The 21,105-nt window shown below is 72.8% G+C and carries 18 protein-coding genes and 2 pseudogenes; 6 read left to right on the forward strand and 14 right to left on the reverse strand.

The genetic code is table 11. The features are described 5' to 3' along the window. A pseudogene (locus tag ACWCYO_RS35700) lies at window positions 1-351 on the forward strand (crotonyl-CoA carboxylase/reductase); the annotation flags it as partial. A gap of 102 nt (window positions 352-453) precedes the next feature. On the opposite strand, the gene ACWCYO_RS35705 reads toward ACWCYO_RS35700, so the two are convergent. Next, complete coding sequence (locus tag ACWCYO_RS35705; RefSeq protein WP_449786565.1) at window positions 454-1,887, reverse strand: amino acid permease; 1,434 nt, start codon at window positions 1,885-1,887, stop codon at window positions 454-456. 461 nt (window positions 1,888-2,348) lie between these two features. Here ACWCYO_RS35705 and ACWCYO_RS35710 point away from each other — a divergent pair, with 461 nt between their 5' ends. After that, window positions 2,349-2,576, forward strand: coding sequence for a hypothetical protein (locus tag ACWCYO_RS35710; protein ID WP_270141620.1), 228 nt, complete (start codon window positions 2,349-2,351; stop codon window positions 2,574-2,576). A 146-nt stretch (window positions 2,577-2,722) separates the two neighbouring features. Here ACWCYO_RS35710 and ACWCYO_RS35715 read toward each other — a convergent pair whose 3' ends face one another. After that, window positions 2,723-3,670: a deoxyribonuclease IV gene (locus tag ACWCYO_RS35715; protein ID WP_270141618.1), complete on the reverse strand. Its 948-nt coding sequence runs from the start codon at window positions 3,668-3,670 to the stop codon at window positions 2,723-2,725. Between the two features lie 275 nt (window positions 3,671-3,945). Between ACWCYO_RS35715 and ACWCYO_RS35720 the strand changes: the two genes are divergently transcribed. After that, on the forward strand, window positions 3,946-5,025 hold the full coding sequence (locus tag ACWCYO_RS35720; protein WP_270141617.1) for a right-handed parallel beta-helix repeat-containing protein: 1,080 nt from the start codon (window positions 3,946-3,948) through the stop codon (window positions 5,023-5,025). Window positions 5,026-5,050: 25 nt separating this feature from the next. Continuing rightward, window positions 5,051-6,085 carry a methyltransferase gene (locus ACWCYO_RS35725; protein ID WP_449786561.1) on the forward strand — a complete coding sequence of 345 codons (1,035 nt, stop codon included), beginning with the start codon at window positions 5,051-5,053 and terminating at the stop codon, window positions 6,083-6,085. Between the two features lie 76 nt (window positions 6,086-6,161). On the opposite strand, the gene ACWCYO_RS35730 is transcribed toward ACWCYO_RS35725, so the two are convergent. From ACWCYO_RS35730 to ACWCYO_RS35770, 9 genes are all read right to left on the reverse strand, one after another. Then, window positions 6,162-6,881, reverse strand: coding sequence for a class F sortase (locus tag ACWCYO_RS35730; protein ID WP_270141614.1), 720 nt, complete (start codon window positions 6,879-6,881; stop codon window positions 6,162-6,164). Window positions 6,882-6,991: 110 nt separating this feature from the next. After that, window positions 6,992-7,519, reverse strand: a complete 528-nt coding sequence (locus ACWCYO_RS35735) for a hypothetical protein (protein ID WP_270141613.1) — start codon at window positions 7,517-7,519, stop codon at window positions 6,992-6,994. A gap of 358 nt (window positions 7,520-7,877) precedes the next feature. Beyond that, entirely contained in the window at window positions 7,878-8,207 is a 330-nt protein-coding gene (locus ACWCYO_RS35740) for a TcmI family type II polyketide cyclase (protein ID WP_270141612.1), read from the reverse strand. Continuing rightward, window positions 8,204-8,659, reverse strand: coding sequence for an SRPBCC family protein (locus tag ACWCYO_RS35745; protein WP_449786562.1), 456 nt, complete (start codon window positions 8,657-8,659; stop codon window positions 8,204-8,206). Before ACWCYO_RS35745 ends, ACWCYO_RS35740 begins: the two co-directional genes overlap by 4 nt. Window position 8,660: 1 nt before the next feature. Further along, window positions 8,661-8,921, reverse strand: a complete 261-nt coding sequence (locus ACWCYO_RS35750) for an acyl carrier protein (RefSeq protein WP_270141608.1) — start codon at window positions 8,919-8,921, stop codon at window positions 8,661-8,663. A 59-nt stretch (window positions 8,922-8,980) separates the two neighbouring features. After that, window positions 8,981-10,222, reverse strand: coding sequence for a beta-ketoacyl synthase N-terminal-like domain-containing protein (locus tag ACWCYO_RS35755; RefSeq protein ID WP_270141606.1), 1,242 nt, complete (start codon window positions 10,220-10,222; stop codon window positions 8,981-8,983). A 5-nt stretch (window positions 10,223-10,227) separates the two neighbouring features. Further along, complete coding sequence (locus ACWCYO_RS35760; protein WP_270141604.1) at window positions 10,228-11,484, reverse strand: beta-ketoacyl-[acyl-carrier-protein] synthase family protein; 1,257 nt, start codon at window positions 11,482-11,484, stop codon at window positions 10,228-10,230. Then, the gene (locus ACWCYO_RS35765; RefSeq protein ID WP_270141602.1) at window positions 11,481-11,906 is read right to left on the reverse strand and encodes a cupin domain-containing protein; all 426 of its coding nucleotides are present in this window, start codon (window positions 11,904-11,906) and stop codon (window positions 11,481-11,483) included. Before ACWCYO_RS35765 ends, ACWCYO_RS35760 begins: the two co-directional genes overlap by 4 nt. A gap of 31 nt (window positions 11,907-11,937) precedes the next feature. Beyond that, window positions 11,938-13,104: a SchA/CurD-like domain-containing protein gene (locus ACWCYO_RS35770; RefSeq protein ID WP_270141601.1), complete on the reverse strand. Its 1,167-nt coding sequence runs from the start codon at window positions 13,102-13,104 to the stop codon at window positions 11,938-11,940. Window positions 13,105-13,402: 298 nt separating this feature from the next. Between ACWCYO_RS35770 and ACWCYO_RS35775 the strand changes: the two genes are divergently transcribed. Continuing rightward, window positions 13,403-15,028 (forward strand): FAD-dependent oxidoreductase, encoded by a 1,626-nt coding sequence (locus ACWCYO_RS35775; RefSeq protein WP_270141599.1) that lies wholly within the window; start codon window positions 13,403-13,405, stop codon window positions 15,026-15,028. A 96-nt stretch (window positions 15,029-15,124) separates the two neighbouring features. Here ACWCYO_RS35775 and ACWCYO_RS35780 read toward each other — a convergent pair whose 3' ends face one another. The 3 genes and pseudogenes from ACWCYO_RS35780 to ACWCYO_RS35790 form a co-directional block, all read right to left on the reverse strand. Beyond that, complete coding sequence (locus ACWCYO_RS35780) at window positions 15,125-16,783, reverse strand: APC family permease (RefSeq protein ID WP_270141597.1); 1,659 nt, start codon at window positions 16,781-16,783, stop codon at window positions 15,125-15,127. 1,005 nt (window positions 16,784-17,788) lie between these two features. Next, window positions 17,789-18,397 (reverse strand): hypothetical protein, encoded by a 609-nt coding sequence (locus tag ACWCYO_RS35785; protein WP_449786563.1) that lies wholly within the window; start codon window positions 18,395-18,397, stop codon window positions 17,789-17,791. Between the two features lie 813 nt (window positions 18,398-19,210). Next, window positions 19,211-19,868: pseudogene (locus ACWCYO_RS35790) on the reverse strand (pyridoxal-phosphate dependent enzyme); the annotation flags it as partial. A 265-nt stretch (window positions 19,869-20,133) separates the two neighbouring features. Here ACWCYO_RS35790 and ACWCYO_RS35795 point away from each other — a divergent pair. Further along, window positions 20,134-20,997 carry a DMT family transporter gene (locus ACWCYO_RS35795; RefSeq protein WP_449786564.1) on the forward strand — a complete coding sequence of 288 codons (864 nt, stop codon included), beginning with the start codon at window positions 20,134-20,136 and terminating at the stop codon, window positions 20,995-20,997. Window positions 20,998-21,105: the final 108 nt, after the last annotated feature.

Raw genomic sequence — 21,105 nt, forward strand, 5'->3', positions numbered from 1 at the left:
GGCGGCACCATCGTCACCTGCGCCTCCACCTCCGGCTACATGCACCAGTACGACAACCGGTACCTGTGGATGTCGCTCAAGAAGATCGTCGGCTCGCACTTCGCCAACTACCGCGAGGCCTACGAGGCCAACCGCCTGATCGCCAAGGGCAGGATCCACCCCACCCTGTCCAAGGTCTACTCCCTGGAGGAGACCGGCCAGGCCGCCCTCGACGTCCACCACAACAAGCACCAGGGCAAGGTCGGCGTGCTCTGCCTGGCCCCCGAGGAGGGCCTGGGCGTGCGCGACCACGAACTGCGCGAGAAGCACCTGCCCGCCATCAACCGCTTCCGCGAACTGTCGGCCGGATAGCCCCCGCCCGGACCACTCGGCCCCGACGACTCCGTTCCAGCACAAGAGAAGTGGCCCCGGCGCGCGGTACACCGCACACCGGGGCCACCTTCGGCAACGAGGTCAGCGGGCGTCGTCCTCCGGCCGGGCCCGGCGGCGCCCGGCCAGCCAGACGTAGACCAGGATCCCGGCGAACAGGAACAGCACGCCCTGGTAGACGGCGGCGTAGCCGGCACCGGCCAGGAGCCAGAGCGAGAAGGCGAAGGCGCCGAGGCCGAGGACGGCGTCGCGCACCAGGTGGGCGCCGTCGACCTTGTCGGTGGCGCCGCGGACCAGCCAGTACAACTGGGCGGCGGTGGACAGCAGGTAGGGCACCACCGCGGTGAAGGTGGTGACCAGCACCAGCATGTCGAACGCGCCCTTGGCGCCGCTGGCGAAGTTGGCGATGGTCAGCACCGAGGCCAGGGCGACGCTGACGATCACGCCGAAGGTCGGCACGCCGCGCTTCTCCTTGCCGAACGCGGCCGGGAACAGCCCGTCCCTGGCGGCCGCGTACGGCGCCTGGGCGGCCAGCAGGGTCCAGCCGTTGAGCGCGCCGGTCATCGAGATCAGCGCGGCGACGGCGATCACCGTGCCGCCCCAGGTGCCGCCGAACATCGCGTTCATGGCGTCCGAGAACGGTGCGCTGGAGTTGACCAGTCGCTGGTGCGCGACGGTGCCGAACACCGCGAGCGTGCCGAGCAGGTAGACCACGGCGGCGCCGCTGGTGCCGAGCACGCTGGCCCGGCCGACGTTGCGCTCGGGGTCGCGGACCTGACCGGCGCTCATCGCGGCCGACTCCACGCCCAGGTAGCTGAACAGCAGGATCGCCGCGGCGGCCGTCATGCCGCCCATCCAGCCCTGGCCGTTGCCGTCGAAGGGCCCGATGTTCTTCGGGTCGAAGAAGCACAGCCCGCCCACCGAGACCAGCAGCAGTGGGATGAACTTCAGGATGGTGGAGACGAGTTGGACCGCCCCGACGAACCGGGTGCCGGCCAGGTTGGCCAGCGCGGGCAGCCACTGGAAGGCCAGCGCGGCGGTGATCTCCAGCGCGGTGTCGTGACCGACCGGCACCAGCACGTCCAGGTAGCCGACGGCGGCCACGGCGAGCGCGGCGTTGCTGACCCAGGTGGTGATCCAGTACGACCAGGCCGACAGGAAGCCGGCGAAGTCCCCGAAGGCCTCGCGGGCGTAGACGTACGGCCCGCCGGTGCGCGGGTTGCGGCGGGCCAGCTGCCCGAAGACCAGCGCCAGCGCGATCGCGCCCACGGTGAGGACGACGAAGGCGAGCAGGCTGACCGTCCCGAACGGCGCCACGGCGGCCGGGATCATGAAGATGCCGCCGCCGATGATGTTGCCCATCACCAGCGCGGTGGCGGTCGCCAGTCCGAAGCGGCCGTTCTTCGCGGGAGCGGGGGTGGCCGGGTCCGGGGTGGCCGGGTCCGGGGTCGCCGGATCAGCGCTGGCCGGGCTGCTCGGTCGGGTCGCCTGCCGGGTTGCGGCGGGGCTGGTCTGCATGAGGGTGGTGCGCCTTTCGTGGTCCTGCTCGTGCTCGGTGGAGCGACCGTTCATGCTCGGACCGGGCGGCACCTTGCACCAAATCGATGGGATTTGTTCATCCGCCCTGGCGGATCACCGCAAGACTTGCGGCCGCACGCGGCTCGGACGGGCACTCGTCCGGTGCGCCCCGCGAGGCCTTCGACCCGCGGTGCGGGCTTGCGACCGCCTCGGTCGGGCCGCGCGAAGCCGTCCGACCACCGCCGTCACCGCCGCCGTCCGGCCGCGTTCGTCCGGCCGGGGTAGATGTGTCACCCGGATGCCCCACCCCGGTCGCGGCGCGCGCCCCACCTGCGGGTTCGTGTGCCAACCTTGGCGCGGCGCCTCCCCGGTGGGGCGCCGCCCGGCCCGTCGAACCGGCTCGAACCGGCCGATCGGGGGCTCGGGTCGAGGACCAGAGAGACGAACCAAAAGGACATCAGATGTCGCTTCGTGGGAACATCCGCAAGCTCGCCGTGATCGTTGCCGTGGCCGGTGCCGTCGCGGCGGTCCCGACCTCGGCGATGGCCTGGGGCCACGCGCCGATGCAGGCGCAGTCGTCCAGCCAGAGCCTGGAGTCCGGCTCCGCGGGCGTCGGCCTGTTCGGCCCGCACGCCAGTTGGTTCAACTTCCACGAGCACAGCGACAGCGTGGGCGACTGCGGCTGCTGATCCCCCCCCGCACCCCGAGCCCGGAGGCCGCCAGTCGGCCCCGGGCTCGGTGCTGCCCCTCCGTCGCCGGGACCTCCGAGAGCGACGGCGCCGGGCGCCAGCTCGCCAGGCCCCGGTTCAGCGGCTCCTGGCCCGACCGGCAGCCGCTACGGCTTGACCGGGACGGCCGCCCGCCCGCGCAGCTCCCGCAGCACCGCGATGTCCATCGCGTGCCCGGTGCCGTCCCCGCCGTGCTTGCGGTCCGGGGTCTCCACCAGCAGCGGCACCCCGGCCGTCTCCGGGTGCTCGAACAGCTCCCGGAACGGCTCCGCGCCGATCATCCCGGCGCCGATGTTGGCGTGCCGGTCCCGGCGGGCGCCGACCACGTCCTCGGAGTCGTTGGCGTGGATCAGCCGCAGGCGCCCCGGACCGGCGGCCGAGGCCAGGGCGTCCAGCGCGGCCGTCACCCCGCCGGGGGCGGCCAGGTCGTGCCCGGCGGCGAAGGCGTGGCAGGTGTCCAGGCAGACGCCCACCTTGGGGTGCCCGTCCAGCGCCGCCACGTACTCGGCCAGCTGCTCCAGCCGGGAGCAGAGCGAGCTGCCCTGACCGGCGGTCGGCTCCAGCAGCAGCCAGGGCGCGTCGTCGCCGAGCGCGTCCAACTCGTCCAGCAACGGTCGGACGTCGGCGCGCACCTGCGCCATCGCCTCGGCCCGGCGCGAGCCGCCGTCGGGGCCCGCACCGACCGCCGAGCCGGTGTGCAGCACGACGCCGAGCGCGCCGATCGCGTGGCCGCGGTGCAGCGAGTGCCGCAGCGAGTCGGCCGAACGCTCCCGGGTGGCCGGATTGTCCGAGCCGAAGTTGATCAGGTACGGCGCGTGCACCCAGGCCGGGATGCCCTGCTCGGCGCAGGCGGCGCGGAACGCCTCGTCCTGCGCGGGATTGCCCGCGGGAGTGGCCCAGCCGCGCGGGTTGGCCACGAACACCTGCACCGTCTCGGCGCCGACCTTCGCCGCGTACGCCAGACCCGTCCCGGCCAGGCCGCGGCCGGCCACCGGGACGTGGGCGCCGATCGGATTGCGGCGGGCGGCGACGGACGGTACGGGCACGGTGCTCATGCCCCCGAGGATGTCACGGGCCGGGGCGACGACGGCGCCCGGGCCCGTCGCCGCGGGCCACGCACGCCACGCCGGGGCGTCCCACCGGTGGCCGACGCCCCGTCAGCCCGGCAGCCCAGCCCTGGTGGCGGCCCTCCCCGGGTGACCGTACCGTCGACTCGGCCGTACTCACCGAACGTCACCACCCGCACACACCGGGTCGGACGGGCTCCCCGAACAGGACCGCCGACCCGCGAACCCTCCACCGCGCGCGCCGAAAGAGCAGGTCACCACTCATGCCCATGTGTCGGGTCAACCACCTCGCCGCGGCCACCGCCGCCGCCACCGCGCTGACCACCGCCCTCGCCACCCTGGCCGCCGCACCCGCGGCCCGTGCTGCCGGTGGCACCCTGCACCTCGTCCAGCCGGGAGAATCGATCCAGCGGGCCGTCGACGCCGCCCAGCCCGGCGACACCGTCGAACTGCTCCCCGGCACCTACCGCGGCAGCGTCCGCATCACCACCCCCGGCCTCACCCTGCGCGGCGCCGGACCGGCCAGCGTGATCACCCCCGGGACCGGTAGCGAGAACGCCTGCGCCACCGCCGGGCACGGCATCTGCGTGGTGGGCACCGAGGCCGCACCGCTGCCCGACGTCACCCTCGAGGCCCTCGCCGTCACCGGCTTCAAGAAGAACGGCATCGACGCGAGCGGCACCACCGGCCTGGCGGTCCGCGCCACCTACGTCCACGACAACGGCCAGCAGGGCATCAGCCAGGAGATGTCCACCAAGGCCGCCGTCCTCGGCAACCGCTCGACCGACAACGGCGAGTCCGGAGTCTTCCTCGCCAACTACGCCCACCGCGAGGGCGGCGCGCCCGACACCGGGGGCACCGTCGTCGAGGGCAACGTGGTCACCGGCAACCGGGTCGGCGTCACCGTGCGCCGGCTGCGCGTGCTGACCGTCCAGGGCAACGAGATCAGCGGCAACTGCAGCGGCGTCTTCGTGGTCGGCGACGAGGGCGTGCCCCGCGCCGGGGACCTCGACGTCCGGAAGAACCGGGTGATCGCCAACAACAAGTTCTGCCCGGCCAACCCGCGCCTCGGCGCCATCCAGGGCACCGGCATCGTCCTCACCGGCACCGAGGACACCCGGGTGACCGGCAACGAGGTCCACGACAACGTCGGCAGCACGGACTTCTCCGGCGGCATCGTCCTGTTCAAGAGCGTCGTCGGCATCCCCAACACCCGAGCGACCATCGCCGACAACAAGCTGAGCGGGAACGGCCCGGCCGACCTCGCCGACCGCGACACCGGCACCGCCAACACCTTCGCCCGCAACACCTGCTCGGTCTCCGAGCCGTCCGGCCGTTGCTGACGCCCCCGATCGGGAAGGACCATCCATGACCACAGCACCCGCCAACACCACCCACCAGGCCGCGATGCGCCTGCGCGAGCTCGTCTTCGGCGCCGCCTGCGCCGCAGCGGTCCGCGCGGCCGTCCGGCTCGGCGTCGCCGACGTCCTCGGCGACACCCCGACCAGCGTCACCGACCTCGCCGCGCAGCTGGACACCGAACCCCGCCAGCTGCGCCGCCTGCTGCGCGCGCTCACCTGCTACGGGATCTTCACCGAGACCGCCGGCGACCGCTTCGAGCACACCGAGATGTCCCGCCTGCTGCGCGAGGACGCCCCCAACTCCCTGCGCTACATCTCGCTCTGGTGCACCGAGCCGTGGACCTGGGAGGCCTGGCCGAAGCTGGACGAGGCGGTGCGCTCCGGGCGCAACGTCTTCCCCGAGCTGTTCGGCAAGGAGTTCTTCGAGTACCTGCACAGCGACGCCGGCGACTCGGCGAAGGTCTTCGACAAGGCGATGACCACCTCCAGCCAGCAGTCCGCCAAGGACTTCGCCGAGTACCTGGACCTCACCGGCATCGACTCGGTGGCGGACATCGGCGGCGGCCAGGGCCACGTGCTGGCCAGCCTGCTGGAGAAGCACCCGGCTCTGCACGGCACCCTGCTCGACCTCCCCAAGGTCGTCGCCGGCGCCGACCCCCGGCTGCAGGACGGCGGCATCTTCTCCGCCCGCGCCCGCCTGGTCCCGGGCGACTGCCGCATCGAGATCCCGGTCCGCGCCGACCTCTACATCATCAAGAACATCCTGGAGTGGGACGACGACAGCACCCGCCGCACCCTCGCCAACGTGGTCGCCGTGGCCCGCCCCGGCGCCCGCGTCGTGGTGGTGGAGAACCTGGTCGACAACAGCCCGTCGATGCGCTTCACCACCGCCATGGACCTGATGCTGATGCTCAACGTCGGCGGCGCCAAGCACTCCGAGGAGAGCATGGTCCACCTGATGGAGGAGGCCGGCCTCGACGTCACCGCCGTCCGCCCGGTCAACCCCTACCTGCACGCCTTCGAGGCCACCGTCCGGGTCTGACCGGCCCGCCGGCCCCACACCACGGCCGCTGCTCCCCGAGCCGACGGGGGAGCAGCGGCCGTTCGGTGTGCCGGCCTCAGGCCTTGTGCGAGGACTCCAGGTGGGCGAAGACCACCACGTTGTCCAGGTAGTCCCGGCGCTTCTTGTCGTACGCGCCGCCGCAGGTGATCAGTCGCAGTTGGGCGTCCGGGGTCGTGCCGTACACCTTCTGGTCGGGGAAGGCGTCCTTGGCGAAGGTCTCCACCGAGTCGACCTTGAAGACCGCGACGGTGCCGTCCGCGCGGCTCACCTCGACCTTGTTGCCCGGGACCAGCAGCCTCAGCAGCAGGAACACCGCCGGGCCCTTGGTGGTGTCCACGTGCCCGGCGACGACCGCGCTGCCGCGCTCGCCAGGGGTGACGCCGTCCCGGTACCAGCCGACCAGGTTCTTGTCGTCCGGCGGCGGCGCGTCGAGCTGGCCGGCCGGGTTGAGGGTGAGTTCGGTGAAAGGCGCGTCCACGGCGATCTGCGGGATCCGCAGCCGGGTCGGATTGGAGCGCTTGAGCGCCGGTGCGGCCGGTGCGGCCGGTGCGGCCGGTACGGCCGGCGCGGCGGCGGGCGCCGCCGGCGCGGCTGCGATGGCCGACCGGCCCGGGACGGCGGGTGCGACGGCCGCCGGGGGAGCGGCCTTCCCCGCGACCGGGCCGGTGCCCGGCTCGGGGTCCACCGAGTTGTACATCAGCAGCAGGCCGACCGCCGCCGCGCCCATCCCGCCGCGCAGCAGCCGGGTCATTCCGGAGCCGGGACCGCCGGTCATTCCTGTCCTCCGCTCGAAGTCTTCGTCAGGAGCCTGTTCCACGACGGCCCGCCGCCCCCGTGCGCCCCACCCCGGCCGGGGGAGGCGCCCAGAGGCGGCGGTAGTAGGCGTCAGACCGCGGTGGCGCCGGACGCGCGACGCCCGCGGCGCAGCGCGTACGCGCCGGCCCCGAGGCCGCCGAGCAGCAGCACCGCGCCGGAGGCGAGGCCACCGCCGGACAGCGCCAGACCGCCGCCGCCGGTGTGCACGCCGCCGTGCGGGCCCTCGTGCTCCCCACCCCGGCCTTCGTTGCCGCGGCCTTCGTTGCCCCGGCCTTCGTTGCCGCGGCCTTCGTTACCGCGGCCTTCGTTGCCGCGGCCTTCATTGCCCCGGCCTTCGTTACCGCGGCCTTCGTTACCGCGGCCTTCGTTACCGCGGCCTTCATTGCCCCGGCCTTCGTTACCGCGGCCTTCATTGCCCCGGCCTTCGTCGCCTCGGCCTTCGTCGCCTCGGCCTTCGGAGCCCCTGTCGGACTGCTTCTCCTGCCAGCTGATGTTCTTGCCCTGGTCCGACGAGCCGTCGGCGAAGGCCATGGGCGCGCCGGCGGTGAGGAGGGCGGCGACCGCCGCTCCGGCGAGCAGCGTGCGTGCAGAACGCATGAGGATGATCCTTTCGGCGCACGGACCGCGACTGCCGGCGGGTGCCGGTCATGGGGATTCGCGAGAAGTGGCGCCTGATCCACCGTCAACCACAGGGCGGCCGCGTGCCACCGGAGAGTGGAGCCACCCCCACGGAGAGTGAGCCCTTCGGGTGGAGTCCTGGCCGTGTTCACCCGAGTGCCCCGGCGATCCGGGTGAACTCGCGCCGGTGTCGGGTGGTACGTGCGGGCACCGGGGTGACCGGATGGTAGGTGTGCGCGCACACGGCTGATGCGGCCGCGCACCCCTGCGCGGTCCGGGCGCGCACATGGGCCCGCCCCCGGCACACGGCCGGGGGCGGGCCCAGACGGGACCGGGTTCAGCGGTCCCAGCGGTAGAACTCGCGCGCCATCGCGTCCTTCGGCTCGCGCCAGGTGGCCGGGTCGTAGGCCTGGACGAAGGCGGTCAGACGGTCGCTGACGGTCCGGAACTCCGGGTGGCCGACGACCTTGGCGACGGCCGGGCCCGGCGGGCGGTCGGCCTCGATCAGGTGCAGGTAGACGTCGCCGAACTGGAAGAGGCTGCGGCTGGTGACGCCGATCAGGTGCGGCAGTTCGCCCCGGTCGGAGTCGGCGAACACCTCGGCGATGTCCGGGGCGGCGTCGGGCTTCATCCGGGCGACGATCAGGGCGCGGTGGGTCTCGGTCATCGCTCGGCCGCCGCCTTCTCGACCTTCTCGCGGATCAGCTGCATCTGGATCCGGGAGTTGCGGTTGATGTGGTTGACCATGCCGTCGTCGTCCACCGGCGCGGTGGGCTTCATCGCGAAGTCCTGGATCCACCGCATCCTGGTGCCGGCCGGGACCTCCGCGTACTCCCAGTGGATCTCCATGAACTCGAACGGGCCGGGCTCGACCCGTCGGGCGTTGACCGCGAGCGAGGACCGGTCGGTGGTGCGCTCGGAGACCCAGCTCCACACCTTGCCGTTCTCGTCCGGGTGCATGGTGAGCCGGAACCGCACCCGGTCGCCCTCGCGCTCCAGCACCTCCACGGAGGCGTACTCGCTGAACAGCTCCGGCCAGTTCTCCAGGTCGTTGGTCATCTCCCAGACCAGGTCGAGCGGAGCGTTGATGACGATCTCGTTGTCGGTGTGTCCGGGCATCTCAGGCGCCTGCCTTCGCGGAGAGGGAGTTGTTGACGAGCTCGAGGAACTCGGCCGGGGTCTTGGCGGACTCGGCGCCGGAGGTGACCTTGAGGCCGTGGCGGTTCTCCAACTCGCCGACGATGCCGAGAAGTCCGAGCGAGTCGATGCCGAAGTCGTCGAACTGGGCGCCCGGCTGCTCCAGGTCGCCGGCGGTGACGGTGACGCCGGCCCGGGCCTGGAGCAGGGCGGCGAGCTCGGGATAGCTGAGGTTGTTGCTCACGGGTTTCCCTTCGAAGGTGCAGCGGATCGGAGGTTCGGGGAATCGGGGGTACGGGGAAGTCAGGACTGCTCGCCGCGCCGGAGCACCAGCGCGGAGTTGGAGCCCATCAGCCCGCGGCTGAGCACCAGCGCGGTGCGCAGCTCGGCCGGGTGGGCGCGGTCGGTCACCAGGGCGAGGTCGTGGCAGACCTCGGTGACGTTGGGGGTGGGCGGCAGCACGCCGTCCTCCATGGCCAGGACGGCGGCCGCGACGTCCAGCATCGGGGCGCCGCAATAGGCCCGCCCGGTACCGGACTTGGGTGCGGTGACCGGGACGCTCTCGGCGGCCGGGCCGAGTGCGTCGGCCAATGCCAGGGCCTCGGCCCGGTCGGCGGCGGGGAAGCCGAGGGCGTCCGCGAAGACCACGTCGATCTCCTCGGGCGCGACCCGGGCCTCGTCCAGCGCGATCCGGATCGCGGCGGCCAGCCCCTCCCGGGACTCCTCCCAGCGGGAGGCCCCGGTGAAGGTGGCGCCGTGCCCGGCCAGGTACGCCCGGACGTTGGCGCCGCGCCGCCGGGCCGCCTGCTCGTCCTCCACCAGCAGCATCGCGCCGCCCTCGGCGGGGGCGAAGCCGCAGGCCCGCGCGGTGAACGGCAGGTAGGCCGTGTCCGGCCGGTCGGCCAGGCTGAGCTCGGGGTAGCCGAGCTGGCAGACCATGGAGTACGGCGCCAGCGGGGCCTCGGCGGCGCCGACCACCACGGCGTCGGTGCCGCGCTCGACCGCGCGCACGGCGTGCGCGAGGGCGTCCAGGCCGCCGGCCTCGTCGCTGGCGACCACCCCGCACGGGCCCTTGTAGCCGCCGCGGATCGAGATCTGGCCGGTGCTGGCCGCGTAGAACCAGGCGATGGACTGGTACGGTCCGACGAACCGCGGTCCCTGGCCCCAGAGTTGCTGGAGCTCGCGCTGGCCGAACTCGCCGCCGCCGGAGCCGGCCGCGGTCACCACGCCGACCGCGTACGGCTGGTCGGGATCGGGCCGGAACCCGGCGTCGGCCACCGCCAGGTCGGCGGCGGCCATCGCGTAGTGGGTGAAGCGGTCGGTCTGTACGAGGAAGCGACTGTCGATCACTGACTGCGGATCGAAGTCCCGCACCTCGCCCGCGACTTTGAGCGGCATGTCGGTGCAGCCCTCGCGGGATATCCGGTCGAGGACGCTCACGCCCTGCCTGGTGGCCTTCCAGAAGGCGTCGGCACCGACACCGTTCGGCGCCACCACGCCGAGGCCGGTGACCACCGCCCGGCGGCCCTGCTGACGTGACGTCATGGCATTTACCCCGTTCTGTTGAGCACGACGGCGGACTGGAATCCGCCGAATCCGCTGCCGACCGAGAGGATGTGGCTCAGCGGCAGCTCACGCGCGGTGCGCGGCACGTAGTCGAGGTCGCACTCCGGGTCCGGAGTCTCGTAGTTGGCGGTGGGCGGCACCACGCCGTGGGCCAGCGCCAGGGTGCAGGCGACCACCTCGATCGCGCCGATCGCGCCGAGCGAGTGCCCGACCATCGACTTGATCGAGCTCATCGGCGTCGCGAAGGCGTGGTCGCCCAGCGAGCGCTTGACCGCGGCGGTCTCGTGCCGGTCGTTCTGCTTGGTGCCCGAACCGTGCGCGTTGACGTAGTCGACGTCGGTGCGGTTGACCCGGGCGTGGTCGAGCGCGTGGTCGATCGCCCGGGACATCTCCAGCCCCTCCTTGGTGAGGCCGGTCATGTGGTACGCGTTGCCGAAGGTGGCGAAGCCGGCGACCTCGCCGTAGATCCGGGCGCCGCGGCGGCGGGCGTGCTCCAGCTCCTCCAGCACCAGGACGGCGCCGCCCTCGCCGAGGACGAAGCCGTCCCGGTGGGCGTCGAAGGGGCGGGAGGCGTGCTCCGGGTCGTCGTTGCGCTCGCTGGTGGCCTTGATGGCGTCGAAGCAGGCGACGGTGATCGGCGAGATCGGGGAGTCGGAGGCGCCGGCGACGCAGATGTCGGCGCGCCCCTCCTCGACCGCCTGGAAGCCGTAGCCGATCGCGTCCAGGCCGGAGGTGCAGCCGGTGGAGACGGTCTGCACCGGGCCGTGCGCGCCGACCCGCTCGGCCACCGCGGAGGCCAGCGTGCTGGGTGCGAAGGCCCGGTGCAGCTGCGGCTCGGCCTGCCGGTGGTCCACGTCCCAGCGCGTGCCGGTGGCGCTGACCAGGGCGTAGTCGTGCTCCAGCCGGGTGGTGCCGCCGACGGCGGTGCCGAGCGAGACGGCGATCCGCCAGGGGTCCTCGGCGGTCAGGTCCAGCCCGGCGTCGGCGACCGCCTCGGCCGCCGCGACCATCGCGAACTGCACGTAGCGGTCGGCTCGTTGGACGTCGTCCGGGCTCAGCCCGTGGGCCGCCGGGTCGAAGTCGCACTCGGCCGCGATCCGGGAGCGGAACCCGGTCGGGTCGAAGAGCGTGATGCCCCGGGTGGCGGTGCGGCCGGCCGTCAGGAGGTCCCAGAACGCGGGGATCCCGATCCCTCCGGGCGCGACCACACCGATCCCCGTGACGGCGACGCGCCGCGTCACGAGCCCACCTTGGCGTGTTCCGGCGGGCCGGAGGTGGCGCCCTCCTCGGTGCTCACGTGGCCGAGGTCGGGGCGCGGGGCGAGCGGGCCGCAGTGGAAGACCATCCGGGCCTCGGTCTTCCCGACGTTGCGGAAGCGGTGGCGCATGTTGATCGGGATCATCAGGCCCTGGTCCGGCTTGAGCGGGTGGGTCTTCCCGTCCAGGTCCACCTCCAGGTCGCCGGAGACGACGAACACGAACTCCTCGGAGTACGGGTGGTAGTGCTCGTTGATCCGCTCCCCGGGCTTGATGATGGCCAGGCCCATGAAGCCGCTGGTCGCCCCGCAGCTGGGAGGGGTGAGCATGGTGCGCAGTTCGGCGCCGTGGCGGCGGTTCTCCGGGGCCTCGTCGACGCTGATGATCCGCGGGTACTGCGTGGTCATGGTGTGTTCCTCCAGGAGGGTCGACTGAGCGTCAGTCGCTCAGCGAGCTACGGTCGGTGACCGGGGTCATGGCGCGGGCGGCGAGGAACGCGCTCAGGCCGGCGACGGTGCGCAGGTCGCCGGCCGGGCCGAGGTCCAGCAGCTTGGCCAGCTCGGCCGCCTCATGCTCGCCCGCCACACCGAGCGCGGCGGCCGGGTCGGCCTCGGCCGGCACCCGCAGGTCGACCAGCCGCACCACGGTGTCCTCACGCCGGAAGACGGTGGCCGCCGCGACCGGACCGGTCGGGTCGGCGGTGGCGAGGTTGTCGTGGTCGAAGAGCAGCTCGGCGACGGCCTGCCCGCGGCCCGGGCGCACCGGGTAGAGCACGGCGTGCCGGTGCAGCCGGCCGGAGGCCGGGGAGCTGGCGATCGCCTGGTGCCGGGCGGGCAGTGCCGCCTTGGCGAAGAAGGCGCGGGCGGACTCAGGGTCGCCGAACTGCCGGGCCTCCTCCAGGTACGGGTTGATCTCCTCCTCGACCGCCCGCACCTCGGGCTGCATCGCCACGTGGCGCAGCGCGGCGCCCAGGTCGCCGACCACCTCGACGGCCCGCACCACCCGGTTGCCGTGCATGAACAGCGAGGTGCGGTGCAGCCGGGTGTGCTCGTCCACCTCGGCCTTGGGGGAGGCGTAGCCGGACAGGATGCGGGCCACCTCGGCCTCGCTGCCGGGCTTGACCGTGAAGGTCAGCGCGTGGCGCACCACGCCGTCCGGGCCCGGCTCGGCCCTGGGCGGGCCGACGTGCCCGGCGGGCTCGGTGCGCGGCAGGCCGGGCGGCACCTCGATCGGGGCCCGGGTGCCGGTGGCGCCGTCCGCGGAGGTCTGGCGCAGGACGGCGTAGCGCAGCGAACGGAAGTTGTCGCTGACGCAGCCGTGCATCGGCTTGACCATCTCGCGGTGGGCGGGGCTGTCCACCCACTGCAGGAAGGCCTCCTGGTCCTCCCACTCGCTGGTGATCAGCCACTGGCGGGGGTCGTCGATGGACTGGCACAGCTGGTCGCTGACGTGACCGGGCACCGCGGCCACCTGGTGGCGCAACTGCTCGTAGACATCGAGGAAGCGCTGCTGGGCGCCGTCCTGGATCTCCAGCATCAGCACCACCCTCAGCCGGGTGTCGGACTCCTGGTGCTGCTTCGGCTGCGGTTCGGACAGAGTTGTCATGATCCACTTTCTGCTCTCGGCCGCTCGCGGCGGGTCCTGACGGCCGCGTCCGGTGCTCCCGGCCTGGCGGAGGGGGTGCGATGGCGGTCGGCCCGGGCAGTCGGCGCCAGGCCTGAGGTCGATCGTGAGCGGCCGACCGGGCGCGGCGCGAGATTTGCGGGCCATCCGGGGGAAGGGGCGGCACAGCCCTCCTCGGGCGGGGGATGGAAGAGCCGGGCCCCGGCTGTGCGGGCCCGTCGAGGGCGGCGCCGAGTCCAGCTGCCGGGCCGCGGAATCCCCTTACAGGGTGGAGCAATTGATGAATCCGAAGGTTGACGACCGGGTGCCGGTCCTGATCGTGGGCGGCTCCCTGGTCGGGCTGTCGGCCTCGCTGTTCCTCGGCCGACTGGGTGTCAGGCACCTGCTGGTCGAGAAGCACGCCGACACCTCGCATCACCCGCGTGGACGAGGCAACAACATCCGCACGATGGAGCTGTACCGGGTGGCCGGGATCGAGCCGGCGATCCGCGAGGCGGCCTCGGTGCTCGCCCCGAACCACGGCATCCTCCAGGCGCCCTCGCTGACCGGCGAGGAGCAGGAGTGGCTGTTCCGGGAGATCGACCCGGGCGGGAAACTGGCCCGGTTCAGCCCCAGCTCCTGGTGCCTGTGCAGTCAGAACGACCTGGAGCCGGTGCTGGTGCGCGCGGCCCGCGAGCTCGGCGGCGAGCTGCGCTTCAGCACCGAGCTGGTCTCCTTCGAGCAGGACGCCGAGGGCGTCACCTCCCTGCTGCGCAGCCGGGAGACCGGCGAGGAGCGGGTGGTGCGATCGGAGTACCTGATCGCGGCGGACGGCCCGCGCAGCCCGGCCCGGGTCCGCCTCGGCATCGGCCAGACCGGCAAGGGCGAGCTGTTCCACAACGTCAGCATCACCTTCCGCGCCAAGCGGCTGGCCGACGTGGTCGGCGACCGGCACTTCATCGCCTGCTACCTGACCAACCCGGAGGCGGACGGCGCGCTGCTGCCGGTGGACAACCAGTACGAGTGGGTCTTCCACGCGCCTTGGCACCCCGAGCAGGGCGAGCCGCTGGAGGCCTTCACCGACGAGCGCTGCGAGCGGCACATCCGCACCGCCGTCGGCCTGCCCGAACTGGACGTCGAGGTCACCGGCCGGGCGCCCTGGCACGCCGCCGAACGGGTCGCCGAGCGGTACGGCGTCGGGCGGGTCTTCCTCGCCGGGGACTCCGCCCACGAGATGTCCCCGACCGGCGCCTTCGGTTCCAACACCGGCATCCAGGACGCCCACAACCTGGCCTGGAAGCTGGCCGCGGTGCTGTGCGGCTGGGCCGGGCCCGGCCTGCTGGAGACGTACGGGCAGGAGCGCCGCCCGGTCGCCGAGGTCACCAGCGAGCGCGCCTCGGCCCGCTCCGCCGAGCACAGCCACCCCGGGTACGCGGTGGTCCCGGGCGTCGGCCGGCAGGCCGGGGTGCTGGCGGTGGCGCTCGGCTACCGCTACCCGCGCGGCGCGGTGCTCGGCACGGACCCGGCGGGCGCCGTCGTTCCGGACACCTTCGAGTCGGCCGGCGAGCCGGGCAGCCGCGCCCCGCACCAGTGGCTGCTGCGCGCGGGCGTACGGCTGTCCACGCTGGACCTGTACGAGCAGGCGATGGTGCTGCTCACCGGTCCGGAGGGCACGGCCTGGCAGCAGGGCGCCCGGCGGGCGGCCGACCGGCTGGCCGTCCCGCTGGACGCCTACCGGATCGGCGACGGCGCCGAGGACGACCTGGCCCCGGAGCCCGGTACGGACTTCGCCGCCCTGCACGGCCTCGGCCCGGGCGGAGCGCTGCTGGTGCGCCCGGACGGCTTCGTCGCCTGGCGCTCGCCCGGCCCGGTCGCCGACCCGGAGGCGGAGGTGGAGGCCGCGCTGCGCGCGGTCCTGGACCTCTGACGCCGCCGACGCACGCGGACTCACGCACGCGGACGGGCCCGCCGGTCGACTCAGCGACCGGCGGGCCCGTCCCGTCAGGTGTCGGTGATCAGGTGATCAGTGGCCGCCCGCGTCGACCACCTCGACGTCGGCGACCTCGCGCTCGATCTCCTCGGCCGGCAGGGCGACCTGGATCGCCCAGTAGTAGATGCCCAGCGAGAACGCCGCGACGAGCGCCATGTCGTACCACATCGGGATCAGGCCGGTGCCGTTGCCGAAGCCGCCCTGCCAGGAGATCAGGCCGAGGCCCAGCAGGTAGACCGGCAGCCACTGGGCGGACTTCCAGTTGAGCCGCGGCGCGTTCGGCAGGCGCTTCTTGATCGCGTACGCCGCGTAGCCGCCGAGCAGGGCGTAGCCGAGCACGATGGCGATGCCGAGGCGGTACAGGGTCTCCCAGCCGGCCCAGTAGATGATCAGGCTGGAGACCACGAAGGCGGCCGGGGAGATCACGCCGCCCAGCGGGAGCCGGTAGGAGCGCTCGCGGTCCGGCAGCCGGCGGCGCAGGGCGCCGAAGGCCAGCGGGGCGCCGGCGTACATCAGCACGCTGGCGGAGGTGATGAAGCTGACCAGCTGCTGCCAGCTGGGGAAGGGCAGGAAGCAGATCACGCCGGTCACGAAGGCGATGATCAGGCCGAACCACGGCACGCCGTTCTTGTCCAGCTGCTCGAACTTCTGCGGCGCGTAGCCGTTGCGGCTCAGGCCGTAGGAGATGCGCGAGGTGGAGGTGGTGTAGATCAGGCCGGTGCCGCCGGGGGAGATCACCGCGTCGACCTTGAGCACGTAGGACAGCCAGCCGAGGCCGACCAGGGTGGCCAGACCGGCGAAGGGGCCGTCGATGCCGGGGAAGTCGAGCTTCGCCCAGCCGTTGGCGAAGGCGCTGACCGGCAGCGCGCCGATGAAGACGACCTGCAGCAGGGTGTAGATCAGGGTGCCGATGGCGACCGAACCGAGCACCGCGCGGGGGATGTCGCGCTTGGGGTTGCGGCTCTCACCGGCGATCTGGATGGCCTGCTCGAAGCCCAGCAGCGCGAAGATGATGCCGCTGGTGCTGATCGCGGTCAGCACGCCCTTGGCGCCGAACGGGGCGAAGCCGTGCGAGGTGAAGTTGGAGCCGTGGAAGCTGGTGATCGCCAGCACGAAGATCGTGAACAGAGGAACGAAGATCTTCAGCCAGGTGGCGACGCTGTTGGTCCGGGCGAGGGCCTTCACGCCGAGGAAATTGACCGCGACGAATACCGCCATCAGTGCGGTCGCGACGACGAATCCGCTGGTGGTGAGGGTGCCGTTGGCGTTCTGCAGTCCGCTGGCCCAGGGTGCGTCCTTGGCGTAGCCGATCATGGCCTCGACCTCGATCGGTGCCACGGTGGCGGCCTGGAGCCAGGAGAACCAGCCGAAGGACATGCCGGCCAGGCCGCCGAAGGCGTAGTGCGGATAGCGTGCGGTGCCGCCGGAGACCGGGAAGAGCCCGCCGAGCTCGGCGTGCACGAGCGCGAGCAGCACGATCGCGACGGCGCCGATGCCCCAGGAGATGACGGCTGCCGGCCCGGCGGCGGTGACGGCGCTCTTCGCGCCGAAGAGCCAGCCGGAGCCGATGATCGAGCCGACCGAGGCCCACATGAGGCCGACGAGTCCGACGTGGCGCTTGAGCGACCGGTGGGCGGTGCCGGCGGTGCCGGAGCTCTGGCCGGGCGGCGAGATCTGGTTGAGGGAAGCCATGGGCGATCTCTCTGTGTGTGGGGGCTCCGGGGGTATCGGAGCGCGGAGAGTTGCCACACAGTAGGGCTATTCAGAGACCTCTGCACAGATTTCATTACTGAATGTTTACTTTCTTTGCCGATTATCCGTGCAGGTAGGGGGCCGTCTGTTCATGAGCGTGTTACGTGACTCGCCAGTAGGTTCAGCATTTGAGCTGGAATTGAGCATGGGCTCGCGAGGGTGCATTCTTGGTGGCCACGTCGTTTCATGGGAATGGTGATCGCCGCATAGTGATGCGGTCGGCCCGGGTCGACGGCCCGTCCCGCCCGCCCCGCCCCGTCCGCCCGGCCCGTCCCGCCCGCCCCCATGTGCCCCGTTCGGTCGGTTCTCGTCGCCGGCCGTCGACGACCCCACGCGCCGCCATCCGGTCCGTCGGCCGGATCCACCGGCTGCTCGCGATGCCCGCGCACGAGGGCTTCGACGTCCTGCCGGGCCGGACGTCCCGCTCGGTGAACCGGATCGGGGCGGCGCAGTGCGGCGGCTGCCGTGCGGCTGGGGCGTCGGCCGACGGACCGGCGTGCCCGGGGGTGCCGTGTGCGGACATGCGGGAGGTGGAACTCGTGTGACTCAACGTCAATGTCGGCGCCATGAAGAGGTCCCGCGCTCCAATCGATCGGAGCGCGGGACCTGTTCACCATCTTCACCAGACGAGCCGTGCGTGCAGCGAAGTCGGCCGTGCGGCGGCGGTGAGTGGCAGTCGAGGACCGCCCGGATCCGCCGGGCGTCGGCGTTGGGCCGTTCGTCGCCCTCGAAGCTGGACCACCGGCTGGCCGCTATGCGCCACCCAGGCCGACATCACCCGCGTGCAGGACGCGTGAACCTGTAGGACAATAGCTGTGTTGGTGCCCCGGCCCGATTTCGGCGGGCCGGGGCTCCAGTCATTCCGTTGGATCAGTTCCGGAAGTCCCGGTCGGTCTCAGCTCCGGAAGTCCCGGTCGGCCTGAGCTCCGGAAGTTCCGGTCGGTCTCAGTTCCGGCCCTCGCCGTGGCCCTCGCCGTGGCCCTCGCCGTGGCCCTCGCCACGGCCCTCGCCGAAGCCCTCGCCGCCGTGGAAGCGGTGGACGACGCGGAAGCTGCCCACGACGCCGTCGTCGACCTCGACGCCCTCGTGCACGCGCTTCGGGTGAACGCCGTCGCTGGAGCTGTGGGGCCCGACGGTGGCGATGGGGGCGCCGTTGTCGCAGACCGCGCCGCTGAAGACCTCGACCTCGCGCCAGCTGTCGTTGCGGATGTTCAGCGACTTGGCACCGAGGCCGCTGACCACGGTGATGCAGCCGAAGTCATCCGCGGAGTACGACCGCTCGTTGACGTGGATGATGCCCCGGTGCTCGCGGTGCTCCCGGTGCTCGCGGTGCTCGCGGCGCTCCTCGCGGCCCTCGTTGCCCTTGCCCTCGTTGCCCTTCGCGCCGCCGTCGAGCGGCGCCTGGGCGCCCGCCGGAGCGGCCGCCGGGGCCGCCTTCTGGACGACCGGCGCCGCCTTCACGACCGGCTCGGACGCGGCCGACGCGTAGGTGATGCCGGTGACGGCCACGCCAGCCGTTGCCGCGAGGACAATGGCGGTGGTCATCTTGTTCATGGAACTTCTCCTGTCTCGACTGGATCGGCTTGGTGCCGACAGATATGAACGTACTGGCCGATTGAAGGACTGTCATATCAACCCGTGCCGAATGGTTGATGACGGGGGCCAAATGGGGGACCCGGGGTGCTCTGACCCCGTTTTCGGGGCTTGATGTGGTCGGCTATCAGATTTCTCAAATCGCCTGATTCAAGAGCGAGTTGACGGCGTGGATTGGGTCTTTTGGGTGGCGACTGACTCCTGCTCACCCTTTTGGCGCTCTCTGGCGTGCCAGCACCTCTGGACCGGAATGACGGGGTGCCAAATTGTCGACTTGCCGCCCGCGCCGAGGCCTCTGGTTTGGGGTCGTGTGGTCGCGGCGTGTCTGTCGGGCTCCGCGCCGATGAGGGGGGGCGTCGAGTGAGAACTCTGATGATCTTTTTCCTTGTGCCCGTCATGAAAAAGCTCCCGCACCCCGAGTGGTCTGAGGGTGGGAGCTCTTTGCTCAATCTTCATCAAATGCGGTGCGGAATGGGCGAGTTCAGCACTTGGGCGGCTGGGAGTGGTGGTTGGGGGGCCGTCTGGATCCGACGGGCGTCGGCGATCGGCTGAGCCCGCTGGTCGACCGTCAGACGGGTCGTCGGCGATCGTCGGGAGTGCCGCCGGCGTCGGGGGTCGGCGGCCGACGCGGGGTGGCCACTGCGGGTGGTGCCGTCCGGACCGGTGGCGTCCACCGGCACGGGACGGTCGGAGTCGGCGGCGTGGCGTCGATCTCGACGGTGATGGGCCGCCGATGTTGCCGTTGTCGAGCGCTTCATGCTCGCCACCCCGGCGGACCGGGACGTCCACCGGGCGGCCCGCCGCCAGTGCCGCGTTGAGGGACCGGCTGCCCTCCGGCTCCACCGCCACCACGCGCACGCCGTGCTCGCGGGCCGCGACCGCGACCCCGGCGAACAGCCCGCCGCCGCCCCCGACGCCACCACCGTGTCCAGCCCGGGCACCCGGGCGCGGATCTCCTCCAGGACCGCCCCTGCCCCGGCCGCGATCAGCGGGTGGTCATGCGCATGCGAAGCCAGCGCCCCGCTGTCCGCCGCGAACTCCTCGCACGCCGCCAGCGCGTCCGCGTGCTCCCGGCCGACCGGCCGTACCTCGCACCGTACGAGCGCAGCCGCGCCAGCTTCACCGGTGAGGCCGTCTCCGGCAGGAACACCCTTGCCCGGAAGCCGAGTTCGCGTGCCGCCCAGGCGCAGGCCAGGCCGGCGTCGTCGCCCGAGGCGATGGTGACGCCGGCCTGCGGGAGGGCGCCCGCCTCGGTGTGGGCGAGCAGGAAGTCCTGCACGCCGCAGGCCTTGAAGCTGCCGGTGTGCTGCAGGAACTCCAGCGCCAGCCAGTTCCGTCCGCCGTCGTCACCCGGCGCCACCGTGACCGGCTGCACTCGCCCGGCGATCCGCTGCCCGGCGGCCCTTACCTCGTCGTGCGTCAGCTGGTTCATCGCGCGTGCTCCTCGCCCGGGGGTGTTCCCGCTCGACCGCAGCCGGCCCGCTCGACCGCAGCCGGCCCGGGCGGCCCGGAAAGAGCACCGACGGGCGGGCGTAGCCTGGGCCCCGTGCGTTTCGTGATCCTCCCGCCGCCGGTCCGCTAGCGGGCGGCGAACTCCGACGAACCCGGCCGAGCGGGGATGCCCGCCGCCGGGGTGATGGCTGCCGCCCGCGTACCCCGCGGACCTGAACCGGCGAACCATCGTGGAGTACCGACGCATGACCTCGTACACCGCCGTGCCCTTCCGGCACGGCCTGCTGTCCATTTCCGCCGCCGCCGTCGCCTGGGGGGTGGGCGGAGCCGTGGCCGCACTGCTGATGCGCACCAGCGGGCTCGGCCCGGTGGCCGTCTCCTGCTGGCGCTTCGGCGTCGCGGCGCTCTGTCTGGCGCTGCTGCCCTCCGGGGCCCCGGCCGGTTCCGGCGGGAAGCGCGGCGCCGCCGTGCTCACCGGCCTCGGGCTGGCCGTCAGCCAGTGCGCCTACTTCGCCTCCGTGCACTACGCGGGCCTGGGGCTGGGCACCCTGATCACCATCGGCGCCGGGCCGGTGCTCACCAGCCTCGGCGCCCACCTGCTGCTCGGCGAACGTCTCACCGGGCGGGCGGTGGCCGCCGTCGTGCTCGCCCTCGGAGGGCTCGCCCTGCTCGTCGCGGCCCCGGCCGCCGGACCGCGCCCGGCACTGGGCGTCGCCCTCGCGGTGCTCGCGGGCGCCGGCCAGAGCGGGCTGACCCTGTGGGCCCGGGGCGGCGGTACGGCCCGGGCGAGCACTGGCGCCTTCATGACCGGGCTGCTCTGCCTGCTGCCGTTCGCGGCCCTCCAGGGCGTGCTGCCCACCGCCGGACAGCCGGCGCTGACCGGCGGAGCGCTGCTGTTCCTCGGGACGGTGCCGACGCTGCTCGCCTACCGGTGGTACTTCAGCGGGCTGACGGCCGTACCGGGCACCACCGCCTCCGTACTGGTGCTGTTGGAGCCGGCCACGGCGGCGGTGATCGGCGTGCTCTTCCTCGGCGAACCCTTCACCGCCGACCTGGCGGCCGGCTCTGCGCTGCTGCTGGCGGCGATCGCGGCCCTGACCCGGGCGTGACGCGCCGGAGCCTGGGCACGCCGCGTCGGCGTGCCCCGGCTCCGGGGCGTTCGGGCCTCCGGCGTCGGGCCCCGGGTTCCAGGCTTCCGGCGTCCCGGGGCCGGGGCG

The sequence above is a fragment of the Kitasatospora sp. NPDC001683 genome (assembly GCF_053596495.1).